General features: G+C 52.7%; 11 protein-coding genes. 3 read left to right on the top strand and 8 right to left on the bottom strand.

What is annotated here, in order from left to right:
- Positions 1 to 23: 23 nt before the first annotated feature.
- Entirely contained in the window at positions 24 to 359 is a 336-nt protein-coding gene (locus tag H0248_RS10160) for a hypothetical protein (protein ID WP_180785844.1), read from the bottom strand.
- A 417-nt stretch (positions 360 to 776) separates the two neighbouring features.
- Between H0248_RS10160 and H0248_RS10155 the strand changes: the two genes are divergently transcribed.
- Positions 777 to 1130, top strand: coding sequence for a type II toxin-antitoxin system RelE/ParE family toxin (locus H0248_RS10155; RefSeq protein ID WP_180785843.1), 354 nt, complete (start codon positions 777 to 779; stop codon positions 1128 to 1130).
- Here the strand turns inward: H0248_RS10155 and H0248_RS10150 are convergent.
- Both H0248_RS10150 and rtcR read right to left on the bottom strand, forming a co-directional pair.
- A complete protein-coding gene (locus H0248_RS10150) occupies positions 1127 to 1444 on the bottom strand; it encodes a helix-turn-helix domain-containing protein (RefSeq protein WP_039524384.1) in 318 nt (105 codons plus the stop codon). The genes H0248_RS10155 and H0248_RS10150 overlap by 4 nt on opposite strands.
- Before the next feature lie 93 nt (positions 1445 to 1537).
- Positions 1538 to 3145 (bottom strand): RNA repair transcriptional activator RtcR, encoded by a 1608-nt coding sequence (rtcR, locus tag H0248_RS10145; RefSeq protein ID WP_180785842.1) that lies wholly within the window; start codon positions 3143 to 3145, stop codon positions 1538 to 1540.
- Positions 3146 to 3335: 190 nt separating this feature from the next.
- On the opposite strand from rtcR, the gene H0248_RS10140 reads away from it, so the two are divergent.
- Both H0248_RS10140 and H0248_RS10135 read left to right on the top strand, forming a co-directional pair.
- Entirely contained in the window at positions 3336 to 4571 is a 1236-nt protein-coding gene (locus H0248_RS10140) for an RtcB family protein (protein ID WP_374705266.1), read from the top strand.
- 16 nt (positions 4572 to 4587) lie between these two features.
- Positions 4588 to 5934 (top strand): HEAT repeat domain-containing protein, encoded by a 1347-nt coding sequence (locus H0248_RS10135; protein WP_180785841.1) that lies wholly within the window; start codon positions 4588 to 4590, stop codon positions 5932 to 5934.
- Between the two features lie 195 nt (positions 5935 to 6129).
- Here H0248_RS10135 and H0248_RS10130 read toward each other — a convergent pair whose 3' ends face one another.
- The 5 genes from H0248_RS10130 to rhaD all read right to left on the bottom strand — a co-directional run bounded on the left by H0248_RS10130 (position 6130) and on the right by rhaD (position 14970).
- Positions 6130 to 8079: a methyl-accepting chemotaxis protein gene (locus H0248_RS10130; RefSeq protein WP_180785840.1), complete on the bottom strand. Its 1950-nt coding sequence runs from the start codon at positions 8077 to 8079 to the stop codon at positions 6130 to 6132.
- A gap of 436 nt (positions 8080 to 8515) precedes the next feature.
- Positions 8516 to 11227, bottom strand: a complete 2712-nt coding sequence (gene mgtA, locus H0248_RS10125; protein ID WP_180785839.1) for a magnesium-translocating P-type ATPase — start codon at positions 11225 to 11227, stop codon at positions 8516 to 8518.
- Between the two features lie 484 nt (positions 11228 to 11711).
- Positions 11712 to 13289, bottom strand: coding sequence for a methyl-accepting chemotaxis protein (locus H0248_RS10120; RefSeq protein ID WP_180785838.1), 1578 nt, complete (start codon positions 13287 to 13289; stop codon positions 11712 to 11714).
- Between the two features lie 436 nt (positions 13290 to 13725).
- Positions 13726 to 14040 (bottom strand): L-rhamnose mutarotase, encoded by a 315-nt coding sequence (gene rhaM, locus H0248_RS10115; protein WP_180785837.1) that lies wholly within the window; start codon positions 14038 to 14040, stop codon positions 13726 to 13728.
- Between the two features lie 105 nt (positions 14041 to 14145).
- Positions 14146 to 14970 carry a rhamnulose-1-phosphate aldolase gene (gene rhaD, locus H0248_RS10110; RefSeq protein ID WP_180785836.1) on the bottom strand — a complete coding sequence of 275 codons (825 nt, stop codon included), beginning with the start codon at positions 14968 to 14970 and terminating at the stop codon, positions 14146 to 14148.
- Positions 14971 to 14974 lie beyond the last annotated feature (4 nt).

Raw genomic sequence — 14974 nt, 5'->3', positions numbered from 1 at the left:
CTATGTGGCCTAACAGATTGTTTTTACTGCGTGGTAAGCCGCGCATCATTTGCTGGCGTCACTGTTCGCATATGGCGTTCCGCCTGTTCGCACATTTCCAGCAGTGCCGGAATCAGGTGTGCGGTGGCGTTGAGGCACGCACCGAGCTGGCTGAGGCTTTCTTGCGGCAGTTCAATGTCATTTTGTAGCGTGTCGCCGAGGTAATGAAGGCCGTGGCACAGGCCTTCGACCGATTCGGCGGCAATCGCGCCGAGGTCGCAGAGCTGAATGTCATCTAACTGCGCGAAAGGCAGGCTGGCGATCAGGTCGCGGAAAATGGTAATGGTGCTGTCAGCGGGTGTGGCGTGAGTGTCCGTCATGTTTGAATCTTCCATAGCTAGATAGTTATTTCATCACGCCCTCAGGTTCCAAACTAAAGGTGTGACCCAGACAGGATTGGAACACCGGATCTAGCGACCGGCCAACCTTGCGGTTGCCCTGCCTGAGCCACGGATTAGAGTGTGCACGTAGCCCCTGAAAAAACAAAGCGTTTTCAGTTCTAGATAGTCGGGGTTCCAAGCCCGGTTGCGGATGTTGCCGCAGCACAGAGACTGTATTCCAACGGCGGAAAACGTGGAATAGGGTGGATGGATTTACAGTAGAGTTACAGCGTGTTTTGGAATGGAGTCCGCAGAAGTCGCTTTGGTTTTGGAAATAAGTAGGATTGTTCTTTTATTTTAATTGGCTGTAGTAAAGGATATTTCGGTGTTTGCGGGAAATAGTGACAGGGGATTGTCTTGAAAAAGTTCGCATTTGTTAACGATGCTGCTGAAAGGGAATATCGAGCGCTTCCTGCTGATATACAAGGTGAATTTGGAAAAGACTTGCGCCTCATTCAGTATGGGCAAGATCCTAAATCGCCAATTGATTTCCTCGATGGGGTTGGTATCGGCGTTATCGAACTAAAGATAAACGGTAGTCCTGCATATCGATGTGTCTATGTTGCCAAATATCTTGATACCGTAGTGGTTTTGCATTCCTTTAAGAAAACGACCAACGGCGTTGATCGTAAAGCTAAGGAGGTGGCCGAACAACGGCTAAAAGCGCTTATGGCTGATGTCAGGGAGACTGAACGCTGTAAAAAACGTTAGCCTGCTGATTCGATTTCAGTTATAGCGATTGATGCCTGATGTAGGCTTGGCATCGACATCTTCGCGCGGAAACCGAGTGCATCCAGCATGTCGAACATGGCGTCAATAGTGAAAAGCTCAATCTTGGCATTTTTCAGTTCTGAAACGCGCGACTGGCTGATGCCCAGTTTTTCCGCTGCCTCTTTTTGTGTCCAGCCTTTCTCTTTGATTAAATGAGTAATCATGATTGATAAATCCATTTTCATTGCCATCTTGCTGGCAATCTCAGCGTCATGCGTTACATGAAACGGGCTTTCGTAGAATTTTAGCGCCATAATGTTTACCTCCTTATCTCAGTAAATGAAATATCTAATATTTTAGATATTTCGTCAAGTTAACTGGATAGAAAGTGTTCTGTGGATTTTGTGTTACCTGTCCCGCTTCAACGCCTCCCAGCTCAGCCCAAAACGTGCCAGATACTTACGCAGTCGGTCAGCGTCGTTAGGCTTTTGTTTTTGCTGGCGTGAAACGGCGAACAGGCGGCGACCGGCTTCGGAGAGCGAATTAGCGGTACGACAGACGTCGAGCACGGTTTCAAGCTGGCGCTGTTCGAAGAGGTCGAGGTTATTGAGGTCGATCTTAGCGAGTTCGGGCGGTAATTTGGGTGATAGCACGGTTGCTGGCGCAGCGCTTTGCCAATTGGTCCGCAGGCGCGTGATTTCTTCCTCTACCAGTGCCACGGTGATGCGGCCTTGCTCGGCCAGCGTCGCCATGCGGGCGATGGAGGAGCCGAGTTCGCGGAAGTTGCCGCGCCACGCGGCCTGCGATGAGCAGGCAAACGTGAGATAGCGCTGCCGTGCGTCTTTATCGAAGCGGATCTGCGTTTGGTGATCGCGTGTGAAGCGCTGGAGTTCGTAGTCAATATTCGGTTCGATATCTTCCCGACGCTCCGCCAGCCCCGGTAGAGGGAAGGTCCACATATTGATACGGGCGTAGAGATCTTCACGGAATTTGCCCTGTGCAATCCACTCGTGCAGGTTGCGGTGTGTGCCAGCGATCAGTTGGAAATCGCTGCTGACTTCTTTATCTGAGCCAAAGGGTAAAAAGCGTTTTTCTTCAATGGCTTTGAGCAGCATCGCTTGTTCATCGAGCCCGAGTTCGGCGATCTCATCCAGAAACAGCATCCCGCCGTCCGCTTCACGTAGCAGTCCGGTTCTCGCCTGTAACGCACCAGTAAACGCCCCTTTTACGTGGCCGAACAGTGTCGACATCGCGTTATCGCCACGCAGCGTGGCGCAGTTAACCGCGACAAATCGACCGCTGACCAGATGGCGGGACTGGCGTAGCTGATAGATGCGTTGAGCCAGAAAGGATTTCCCCGCCCCCGTTGGGCCAGTTAAGAGCATCGGTGCGGTGGAACGCAGTGCGACGCGTTCAATCTGGTCGATCAGTGCGTTGAACGTGGCATTGCGCGTTTCTATACCCGATTTCAAGAACGAGACGGAGCGCTCCTGCTCGTGTTGGAAACGACTGGTGAGGGTCGCGTAGCGGCTAAGATCCAGATCGATAACGGAGTAGATGCCCTGCGGTGCGGGACGATCCGCTTTCTCCCCCGGTGCGGTTTGCAGCAGCTTGGCGGGCAGGTAGCGGGCTTCGGTCAGCAGGAACCAGCAAATCTGCACGACGTGAGTGCCGGTGGTGATATGAACGAAATACTCTTCGTTCTCGGTATCGAACGGGTAGCGGCTCGCAAAGTCCAGAAAGGCGCTGTAGACCTCTTCCAGATTCCACGGATCGCGCAGTTCAACGGCCTGAAGCGTGACCCGCGTGGCGGGTGACACCACGGCGATATCCTCTGCCACCTGCTGTGCCATTCCTTCGTTGCGTGACTGGTACAGCAGTTCCAGACGGTCGACCGGAAAATCTGGCTGTTGGCACAGGCCGACGGTAGGCCGCCATTTCGTCCAGCGATTTTCTCGTTTACCTCGTTTGTCCAGCGTGGTACCCAGCACACCAATGACGACGCGACGCTTCATACTATACCTTTCTATAAATTACTATCCTGTGGGATAAATTTATCGGTTATTTTGTTTCGTTGCCAGTTTGCATGTTTTGTTTTTTAACTATTAATTATCAATTGGTTATGTTTTTATTTTGTCTTTTTCAGAAAGCTGGCACGCCTTTGGCAATACCTATAGCGAATAATGACAAACAAAGAGAATGAAAATGGAAGAAATGAAAATGCAGGATTACGACATGATGTCGCCCGTGAATAGCGCACCGGTAAAAATGTGGACGCAGGGCGTGCTTGTGGAGCCGGAAGCTCGTGACCAGTTGCTGAATACGGCCAAAATGCCGTTCATTTTTAAACATCTGGCGGTGATGCCGGATGTGCATCTGGGAAAAGGATCGACGATTGGTAGCGTGATACCCACGTGTGGCGCGATTATCCCGGCGGCGGTCGGTGTGGATATCGGTTGCGGGATGATTGCGGTGCGTACGTCACTGGTTGCCAACGATCTACCGGATAATCTGATGGGACTGCGTAGCGCGATTGAACAGGCTGTTCCGCACGGGCGTAGCGTCACGCGTTCTAAACGCGATGTCGGTTCCTGGCAGAACCCGCCGCAAACGGTGGATACGCACTGGTCACTGCTGGCACCGCGTTTTAAACGTTTGACGGATAAATACCCACAGTTGCTGAAAACCAACAACTATCAGCATCTGGGAACATTAGGAACGGGTAACCACTTTATTGAAATCTGTCTGGATGAAGTGGATCGCGTGTGGGTGATGTTGCACAGCGGGTCACGTGGTGTAGGGAACGCGATTGGGTCGCTGTTCATCAAGCTGGCGCAGGAAGATATGCAGCAGCACATCGCGAATCTGCCGGACCGTAATCTGGCGTATTTCGAGGAAGGAAGCCTGCACTTTGACGATTACATTGAAGCGGTGGAATGGGCACAGGATTTTGCTCGTCATAACCGTGAAGTGATGATGTCGCATACGCTGGCGGCGCTGTCTCGCATTGTGACAAAGCCGTTTACCACCCAGCAGGAAGGTGTGAACTGCCACCATAACTATGTGCAGCGCGAAACGCACTTTGGTGAATCGGTGCTGATCACCCGTAAAGGCGCGGTGTCGGCGCAGAAAGGCCAAATGGGGATTATTCCGGGGTCGATGGGCGCAAAGAGCTTTATCGTGCGCGGATTGGGGAACGAAGAGAGCTTCTGTTCCTGTAGCCACGGTGCGGGAAGAACGATGAGCCGTACCGCCGCGAAAAAACGCTTCACCGTAGAAGACCAGATTCGCGCGACCGCACACGTCGAGTGCAGAAAAGACAGCGACGTTATCGATGAAATCCCGATGGCGTACAAAGATATCGATAAGGTGATGGCGGCACAGTCATCGCTGGTGGAAATTGTGCACACGCTGCGTCAGGTGGTGTGTGTGAAAGGATAAGAAGAGGGCAGTGAATATGGCATCGCACGATTTACTCCTGCAACAGTTGGAAAAGCTGGTGGCCTCACCAGATAACTATTATCAGCCCGCGCAGGCTGATGCTCTGGGTTCGGCATCACACCTGATAACGCTCACGCGTCACTATAACGGGCATATTCGGCAGCGTGCGGTGCTGTGTCTGGGCTTCATGGACGAGGTCTCTGCATTGCCCGCGCTGATTGAACGAGTAAACGATTGGGCGGAACCGGTACGCTGGGCGGCTAAACAGAGCGTGCGGCTGCTGTTAACACCGAACAATACCGCATCTTTTATCGCCAATTTGCCTGCCATCTTCTGGTTGTTGCAGTGTCAGCGGGAAGATCATCAGCCGCTGGTGGATGAGATTGTGAGCTTTCTGTCTGAGGAGGCGCACGCGCCGTCGCTATTCGCGGGGTTGTGTTCGGAAGACAAAACCGTTGCCCGACTATCATTGGATATTCTGGCTGAGCGTGAGCGCTTCCCGTTGAAGCAGATCTTTGAGCAGGCGATGCTGCATCACGATCCGTTAGTCAGGGCGAACGCGGCGCGGTATTTGCTGAGTGCGGACAAGGACGTCGATCACGACGTGTTGACCATTCTGTTGAAAGACTCGTTCGCCCCCATCAAGCAGGTGGCGTTGCAGTACGTGATAGACAACGCATTCCCCGTATCTGAGTCTCAACTGATCGCCTTATTGTTTGATAAGAATGCATTGGTGCGTCAGCGAGCCTCAGCGCTACTGCGCGAACGAAACGACGATCCGGTTGCGCATTATCTTGCGTCATTGGATCGGGTGAGTACCGTTGCCGTGCGCAAAATCACGCTCTGGGGGCTGGATGAGCATCGTTATGACGGCATTGTGGCGCTGGCGGAGCGCAATCTGGACGAACGTTATCCCAGCCTTTACTACAGTGCGTTGCGCATTCTTATTCTGCGTACGGGTGACGATGCACGTGAGCGACTGCTGGATTCTCTGCGCAATCCTTCGATTGCTATTACGAAGGTGGCACGGAAGCTGTTTTACCAGCAGAAAATTTATCTGTCGCTGTCTGAGCTTCAATGTTGTCTGGACAGCGCGTCTTCCAGAGAACACGTTGAGGTGTATTACTTTCTCGCGCACAAGCTGAATAAATGGGATTGGCTGGTGTTCCTGCTGGATAACGCTAAGTCAGAGAATACTGCACTCACGCAGGCTGGCGTGGCGTACTGGGTACAGCGGTTCAACCGTTCGGGCATGTTACCAAATACCCGACAGCAGGTACGCTTACGGACGCTGCTTGATGAAAATCCGCACGTTATTTCACGTAAAAGCCCGTACATTGATCTGTTTTTGTTTGGTGGCTGATTCGTTACTTTCTATCCCCGTGCCCAAAAAATATGCTCACGATGGTATGCCATTTGTAACAGGTTGGACGGGGTGGCTGGCAGATTTATTTGTTTGCCTTCGTACTGGGCGAAATGAACGTTGCTGATAAGCGACAGCGCCCTCCGTTGCAGGCGCTGTCGTGATGTTTTCTATGGGGCAGGTCTCTTTTATGGCCTACCTTGATAACAGCGCTTGCCGCAAAGGCTGTGGCGGTGCGTTGTCGTCAACCTTGAAGCGGCTGACCAGCGATTCCATTTCAATCGCTTGTTCATCCAGTAACTGGCTGGCAACGGAAGCCTGAGAAACCAGCGTCGCATTCTGCTGCGTGACCATCTCTAGCTGGCTGAGCGCTTCGTTAATTTGTGCGATGCCCAACGATTGCTCATCGGCGGCGACCGCGATTTCATTCACCAGATCGCGCACTTTACGGGTACCTGCGACGATATCGTTAATCCCCCGGTTCGATTGGTTCACCAGCTTTGTCCCTTCGCTGACGCTGGCAATACTGTCGGCGATGAGCGCGCGGATTTTGCCTGCTTCGTCTGCACTGCGCTGCGACAGCTGACGTACTTCCGCCGCGACGACAGAGAACCCGCGGCCATGCTGCCCCGCTCGTGCAGCCTCAACTGCTGCGTTCAGCGCCAGCAGGTTAGTCTGAAAGGCAATGGCATCAATGGCGGAAACCACCTCGTTCACCCGCTGGCTGGCGTCCTGAATTTTTTCCATCGCAGCGCTGGCCGACTCGGTAATGGTGCCGACACGATGAGCCTGCTCATCCACCTCGGTTGTCAACTGACGCGCCTGTCCGGCAAAGTCGGCGGTTTGTTTTACCGTAACGGTAATCTCTTCCATGCTGCTGGCGGTTTGCACCAGTGAAGCGGATTGCTCTTCGGTACGCTGCGCCAGATCCTGATTGCCGTTGGCGATCTCGCTGCTGGCTTGTCCGATCGTTTGCGAGCTGCGCTTAATACTCACCACCATATCGGCGATGTTTTCCAGTGAGGTGTTGTACGCCTCATTCAGTTGCGACAGTTCGTCGGTTCCCGGCACTCGCAGGCGGCGCGTAAGATCCCCGCCCATCTCGCGAATGGTCGTCAGCGTTTGTTGAAGCTGCTCGTTGATGCTGCGCATGACCATGGAAGCCAGACCGAGTGCCATGAGCAGAGAAACCAGCGCACCGACCAGATAGCTAATCCAGGACTGGCGGGCATCGGCGGCTAAGGTATTCACCTGTGCTGTCAGGTCGTTGGTGGCGAGCTGTTCAACCTTTTTCAACTCATCGATTTTTGCCGTTTGTTGGTTAAACCACTGGCTCGCATCGATACCAAAATTGCCGCCAGGAGAAGCGATGGCCTTATTACGCATCTGAAGTGCGCTTTGTGCAGAAGGATTGTTGAGAGCCTGCTCAAAAGCCCTGCGCAGCTCGGGATTAGCGAACATGTTATAGGCCGTGGTATAGGCCTCTCCTCGGCCAATCATCTGGTTCAGACGTTCGAACATACCGGCTGCAAAGCTATTGGCAGAGAATGTGTTGGAGAGCACGGCGCGTTCAAGCCCAGCCTGTTCTTTGACGTTTAGTAGGTTGTAATAGGCCGCCAACCGCTGGGCGATACCGCCGTCGCTGACCAGATGAGTCATATCCCCGACGATATTCAGCAGATAGCTGATGGAATCGGAATAGTAGCCGATGGCTTGGGCAACGGGTATCGATATGCTATCGACACTGCGGCGATGCTCTCCGAGCTGTTGCATTTTCTGCGCGACGCGCCCGAGTTCCTCGCTGACGGCATCCCCAAGCTCGGCACGGCTCAGGTTTGCGGCGGTTTGCTCAAGCACCTGCTGTGCCCGATCGGTGGCTTGCCGCTGCGTGGTAAGCTCCGGGCCAAAATTTTTCCCCTGACTGCCAAAATAGCCTGCGCTCAAGCCGCGCTCACGCTGTAACTGGTGAACGTACTCGCCTGCATCGCGCGCCAGCGTGATGAGCTTCTCCATACGGATCATTTCATTTTCTGTACTGCGGCGTTCTATCACGCCCGAAAAACTGAACCACAGGAGGGCAAGGATGGGTGGGAGAAGGGCAAGGATGAACTTACTACGGATCGAGATGTGATGAAGGAATTTCATAAATGAGCTCCATAGTCTGCAAGTAGTCCGTTCCTGACATGTGCAGTCTGCAAAAGTAGACAGGGGTTTATTTTAGTTTCGGCCTAATAGGGGAATGGTTTAGCGCTGACCCCATGATTTCCTTAAAAAATCATGCCTATTTTGCTTACCCCCCTACGAATAAGAATATATTGATTATTATTTAATTACTTATATCTTTTTCCTCTCTTTTTTGTAACCAGATCGTTAACTTATAATACACCTAAGGTGGTATATGTTTTTGCCGCTGTATCGGTATTTTTACAGTCTAGATGCTGATAAGCAGCATCGTGACGTTAATCAGTGAAATAAGGGTAAGAAAGAAGACAACGATCCTGAATGCATGGCGAGAAGGTTTCATCGGTACTCCTGATTTGGCGGGCAGCAGCGCACCCGCCGTGAAGAGGCAAAGAAGGAATCAGAACCACTGGCCGAAGCGGCGAATATAGGCGCGTTTGACCAGTTGAGCGACGGTGCAGTAGCCAATCAGTGTGGCGGCCAGCCACGGGAAATATTCCCACGGCAGCGGCTGCAAACCGACCAGCGGCCCCAACGGGGAGAACGGCAGATAGATACCCAGCACCATCACTAGCCCTGTCATCAGCATCACCGGCAGAGCCGCCGTACTCTGAATGAACGGGATCTTCTGGGTACGCAGCATGTGCACCACTAGCGTTTGTGACAGTAGCCCCTCAACGAACCAGCCTGATTGAAACAGGGCCTGATGTTCTACGCTGTTGGCGGCAAACACGAACCACATCAGCGCGTAGGTAGTGATGTCAAAAATCGATGATGTCGGCCCGATACACAGCATGAAGCGACCAATATTTTTGGCATCCCATTTGCGTGGTTTACGCAGGAATTCCTTATCCATTTTGTCCCACGGCAGCGACAGCTGAGAGATGTCGTACATCAGGTTCTGAATCAGCAGATGGATCGCCAGCATCGGCAGGAACGGAATAAAGGCGCTGGCGACCAGCACTGAAAACACGTTGCCGAAGTTGGAGCTGGCAGTCATGTTCAGGTATTTGATGATATTCCCGAACGTCTCGCGCCCTTTGATGACGCCTTCTTCCAGCACCATCAGGTTCTTTTCCAGCAGAATGATATCGGCCGATTCCTTGGCGATATCCGTGCCGGTATCGACAGAAATCCCGATATCCGCATCGCGCAGGGCGGGAGCATCGTTGATACCGTCGCCCAAAAAGCCGACCGTATGGTTATTCCCTTGCAGCGCTTTCAGCACGCGGGATTTTTGCAGCGGCGTCAGCCGGGCAAAAATGGTGCGCTGTTCTACCAGCACGCCGAGCTGCTCATCGCTGAGCGCATCGATAGCGTTGCCTTCCAGCACCTCGCCCGGTTCCAGCCCGACATCGCGGCAGATCTTGCTGGTAATAATCGCGTTATCGCCCGTCAGAACTTTCACCGTCACGCCGTTTTCATGCAGGGCGCGAATGGCGGCAGAGGCGCTTTCTTTCGGCGGATCGAGGAACGTCAGCAGGCCGCAAATTGTCAGGTCGCGTTCATCCTCGGCGCTCAGCGGCAGCGTGCTGCCCACCGGACTCAGTTCACGGGTGCCGATCATCAGCACGCGGAACCCTTGCTGGTTGTAGTTTTCCGCTAGCGTTTTCAGCGTACTGCGGCGCTCGTCGTCCAGTTCATACCGTTGTCCGTTTTCACTCACGTGCGTAGCGACCGCCAGCATTTCTTCTACCGCGCCTTTGCAAATCAGGCGTTGCTGGTTGTGTTCATCGGCAACGATGATGGACAGACGGCGGCGAATGAAATCAAACGGTAGCTCATCGATTTTGCGATAGCGACCCAGTGCGGCGATGGCCGGATTATGACGACCAAAATGCATGATGGCCTGATCCATCAGGTTTTTCATGCCGCTCTGGTGCGCGCTGTTGAGCCAGGCGAGCTGGAGTACGCTCGCGTCGACCTGACCCTGCGTATTCAGATGATGTTCAAGGATGATGCGATCCTGCGTCAGTGTGCCGGTTTTGTCGGTGCACAGGACGTCCATCGCGCCAAAGTTCTGAATCGCGTTCAGCCGTTTGACCACCACTTTACGCCGTGCCATGGCGATCGCGCCTTTTGCCAGATTCGAAGAGACAATCATCGGCAGCATTTCCGGCGTCAGGCCGACAGCGACCGCCAGCGCAAACAGGCTCGCCTCCATCCAGTCGCCTTTGGTGAAGCCGTTAATCAGCAGCACGACAGGCACCATCACGATCATAAAGCGGATCAGCAGCCAGCTTACGCTGTTCACGCCGCGATCGAAGGCGGTTTGGGAACGGGTGCCGACAATCGATTTTGCCAGCGATCCAAAGTAGGTGTGGCTGCCGGTCGCCACGACGATGGCCGTTGCCGTGCCGCTGGAAATGTTGGTTCCCATCAGACAAATGTTGGACAGCGCCAGCAGATCGCTCTCGCCGCCGCAGCCTGCGGGCTGACAGCCTTTGGCGCTGATATCGCTGAAGACGTCGTATTTTTCGATCGGCAGCGATTCACCGGTCAGGACGGCCTGACTGACGAACAGATCGCGTGATTCCACCAGCCGAACATCCGCTGGCACCATATCGCCGGCGGAAAGCGTCAGAATATCGCCGGGAACCAACTGCTGAAGCGGAATTTCCTGCATGACGGCGGTGGCGCTGGCGTGAGGGCGGCGCAGCACGGTGGCCGTTGTCCGCACCATCGATTTCAGTGCTTCGGCGGCTTTATTGGTCCGAAACTCCTGCCAAAAGCGCAGCAGGCCGCTCAGGCTCACCATCACCAGAATGATGATCACACCAGTGAGCGACGTCTCTTCATGATGGCGCAGCGGTAGCCAGTAATCGGTGAAAAAGCTGATCGCGGCCAGCGCCATCAGTACGTAAATAAACGGGTTATTAAACGCGGCGGCCAACTGCACCAGCGCGTGCGGCGCTTTTTCATGGGCGACGCGGTTTTCGCCATAGGTTTGCTGGCGCTCAATGACGTCATCATGGCTTAAGCCGTGCAGATGCGTATTCAGGTTAGCCAGTGTTTGATCGAGGCTGTTTTGCGCCTCGCGGGCAATCGCAAAGGTGGCGGTGGGTGTCTTACGGGCGCGGCGATACCCCGTTTGCGTGATCATATCGGTCATGATGCTGCTCTCTTAATGTTGCCTGTCCGCCGCGCACGGGCGCGCATCCCGGATAAAGGGACGTAAAGCGGAAAAAAATGAAGGTATTAAGGGAGGTAAACGGCGCAGACGGAGAGAACAGAGAGGTCGGGGAAGAAGACGGTTCTTATTCTAACGGATGCGGTTTACCGAGCCATCGAGGGTGCTCGTCCATGTTCTCTCCTTATCGCCGTGCGGCGAGATGTAAAAATAGTCGTCAACTGGCAAACAGATTGCGCAGAAACGGGGGACGTAGAAAGCGGGTACGTAAAAACACAGCACGTAGTGTAGTGGGGCAACGATAACCCCGTTTACCTAAACCAGACGTCAACGTTTTTTCATGAAGCAAACAGGGTGAGCCAGCAGTTATTAGAAATAAGAGAGTTCAGAAACAATAGTTATCAGAAACAATAGCGCTCAGAAATAGGTGGCTGCCCCGCCGGGTTGCTAGCGGGGCAGAGGAGAATTAATGGATTCTCAGCATGTGATCCTGATTAACTTTGAAGAAACGAACCGCATCGCGCAGTTGCTCCCCCTGTTCCGTCATTGCATGGGCTGCCGTGGCGGATTCTTCAACTAGCGCGGCGTTCTGCTGGGTAACCCGATCCATTTGTTCTACCGCTACGCTAATCTCTTTAATGCCAATGTGCTGCTCGTTGGAAGCTTGAGAAATTTCCGCCACGATATCGGTGACCTTTTTTACCGATTGCACAATTTCCGACATCGCTTGGCTGGCTTTGTCTGCCCGCGCTGAGCCGTCGGTAATCTTCTCGACGGTGCCTTCGATCAGCGTTTTGATTTCTTTGGCGGCGTTGGCGCTCTTCTGTGCCAGCGTCCGGACTTCGCCTGCTACAACGGCAAAGCCTTTCCCTTCGCTACCCGCTCTGGCCGCTTCTACAGCGGCGTTCAGTGCAAGGATATTGGTCTGGAAGGCAATCCCTTCGATCACGGCGATAATATCGACAATTTTCTGTGAACTGTCGGAGATCTCATGCATACGCTTGAGCATGTCGTCCACGATAAGCCCACCCTGAGAAGCTGTTTCCGAGGTTTGCTGTGCCAGTTGGCTGGCTTCCTTGGCGTTATCCGCATTCTGGCGCACGGTATGCGTCAATTGCTGCATATTGGCCGATGCCTGAATCAGCGAAGCCGCCTGCTCTTCGGTACGTTGCGATAGGTCGCTGTTGCCCTGAGCAATCTCGTTGGACGCCAGTGAGATGGATTCGCTGCCGCTCATGATGGTATGCACGATGCTCATCAACTGCTGGTTCATGTGGTTGATTGACGCGAGCAGACTTGAGTTGTCACCCTGACGCAGGTGGATTTGTGCTGTCAGGTTACCAGACGCGATCTCGGTCATGATCTCTTGAGCGTAATGCGGGTCGCCGCCGAGCTGGCGCGAAATATTACGTGAGATAACGGTCGCGATAGCAATGGTTGCCAGTAGCGCCAACACCAGCAGACCCCAAACATAGTATTGTGAGGTGCGGTACGTGCTTTCCGCGCTGTCTACGATCGTTTTGGTTGTTGCGATTTCCATCTCGACGAGTTTCGCCAGATCTTTCATGAGTTGGCCGCGATACTTGCCAGAGCTTGCTCCACTTATTTTACTGGCTTCTTCCAAATCGCCCCGATTCACGATGTCAATCAGCGTGGCGTTGACGGAGTTGAAAGCAGAGAAATTTTCGCCAATCACCTTGATCAGTGCTTTTTTATCCTCAGTGTTGGCAATGGTTTGGTAATTCTTAAACGCCGTCATGAAGGCATCAGCATTTTGCAGTAATTCTTTACGGTGGCCTTCGCGTTCTTCGGGGGTTTTTGAGTCAATATACTGTACTTGCTGCAAACGTGTTTCAGACAGTACACCGCGCATTTCCAGACTATATCGCACGCCAGGGAGGCTGCTGCTGCTTAATTCATCAATACGACTATTGTTAATACTAAGTTGGAGGAGTGAAACTACGCCTAATAGTAGCATCATAACTATCAGGATGGAAAATCCGAGTAACAATTTAGAAAGCACTGTGAGTTGGGAAAATTTCATCGCTATTCTTATTGATTATAGAGAGAAGGTAGTAGTGATAACGGCAAAGAAAATAAGATCTTTATAATACGTAATTCGATAAAGAGAGGTTGATGAATAAACGGAGTTTAATAATAATAATTTTCATTATTCCGACACTAAATTCTGTTTATTTTTAAAATATCAATTTATTTTTTTTTAAAAAAAAGCGATTGTTAAAGATTTTTTTAATAAATGTTTTTATTTTTAATGTGAAAGAGGGATATTTCATAAGTAGGGAAAATAAAATGTGATAGCCATCAATAATCGATAATTATTTATACCGTTAAAGTCACAATTATAGGTAACGGGATTCATTAATTAAATGACACATTATTTCTTTTTTATAGCTTCAACAGTAATGACGCAGCGGTAAGGTTATTACCGCTACACGATGATGCGTGATTCAGAGAAGGCGTTAGTCCAGATAGAACACCGGTTCCAGCGCATCGCTAATCGGGCTGTTATCAGGGTTGGCGGGCATGACGTCGCTCATGTGTTTCCACCAGCGCTGGCAGACGTCCGTTTGTGCAATCGCTTCCCAGCGTGCTTCGGATTCGACCTCGACATAGCCGAACAGCAGATTGCGCTGCTTATCCAGAAAAATGCTGTAGTGGTGCGCGCCGTGGTTCTTGAGCACCTCAGCCAGTTCCGGCCAGATAGGATTGTGGCGACGCTGATATTCATCGTGGCTGTCAGGAAAAACTGACATCACAAAAGCCTTACGCAACATGGATGAATCCCCCGTAGTCGTTGGCAGAACGCCACGGCAGTGAGGCCGTGGCGAGTTGAGGCTGAAGCTAATGTTATGCTGAAAGTAGTTTATGCTTAAAATCTGCTACACGCGCAGCGCGGCTTCCATTGGCGTGACGCCGAAACGTTTACCCAACGCGATCAGCTCTTCGGTTGAGATCGTCTGTTTCTTACCGCCCATCGATATCACTTTCACCATCACTTCGGCGGATTTCTCTGCGGTATCGATCAGGCCGAAGGCTTCATCCAGCGTCGGGCCAGTGCCGAAGATACCGTGGAAAGGCCACAGCACCAGCGAATGACGCTGCATTTGTTCGGAGGTGGCATCGCCAATGGCATCGGTGCCCGGCACCATCCACGGCACAATCCCCACGCCGTCCGGGAAGACGACCAGACACTCCGTGCTGCCTTCCCACAGTTCACGGGTGAACTTAGCGGTATCCAGCTCCAGCACATAGCTCAGGGCAATTAGATTGGTCGCGTGGCAGTGCATGATGACGCGGTCGCGTCCGTGAGTGACGCCCATACGGACAATGTGTGACTGGAAATGCGAAGCCAGTTCAGAAGTCGGCAGGCCGCCGTTGGTGAGCCCCCAGAAAATGCGATAGCCTTTACCGTCGCTATCGACCTGCAACACCACCAGTGAATCGGCCGGATCCAACTGCACATTGCGGAAAAATTTGCCGGAGCCGGTGACGATAAACCAGCAGTCAGCCAGCGCAGGCATCGGCTGTGAAAGGGCTTCATGACGCGGCTGCGGGTAGAAATCGCTTTCATAAGGCGTCACATCCTCAGCCGTCAGGCGCAGGCTGACGTTACCGCCGTTACGTTCGTCCCAGCCTTTGAGCCACATGTCGCTGGTGGCTTTAATCATTCCCTGTACAAACCAGGAAGAGAGAATTGCTTGCATAATC

This window comes from Pectobacterium brasiliense, from assembly GCF_013449685.1.
Lineage (GTDB): Bacteria > Pseudomonadota > Gammaproteobacteria > Enterobacterales > Enterobacteriaceae > Pectobacterium > Pectobacterium brasiliense_A.
Note: the sequence above shows the minus strand (reverse complement) of the source record. Positions and strands in the feature narration are given on the sequence as shown.